Source organism: Paraburkholderia sp. EG286A (assembly GCF_040965375.1).
Classification (GTDB): Bacteria; Pseudomonadota; Gammaproteobacteria; order Burkholderiales; family Burkholderiaceae; genus Paraburkholderia.
Window position 1 is genome coordinate 1 of sequence record NZ_JBFRCB010000052.1, and the last position, 264, is coordinate 264.

General features: G+C 52.7%; 1 rRNA gene. It reads right to left on the reverse strand.

What is annotated here, in order from left to right:
• Positions 1-264: ribosomal RNA gene (locus AB4Y35_RS42215) — 23S ribosomal RNA — on the reverse strand; the annotation flags it as partial.

Here is a 264-nt window from a genome sequence, read left to right on the forward strand (position 1 = left end):
CAGGCTGGTCCCATTTCGCTCGCCACTACTTTGGGAATCTCGGTTGATTTCTTTTCCTGCGGCTACTTAGATGTTTCAGTTCGCCGCGTTCGCTTCACATGACCTATGTATTCAGTCATGGATACTCCATTCGGAGTGGGTTTCCCCATTCGGATATCGGTGGATCAAAGCTTGTTTGCCAGCTCCCCACCGCTTTTCGCAGGCTACCGCGTCCTTCATCGCCTGTGATCGCCAAGGCATCCACCACATGCACTTGTTCGCTTG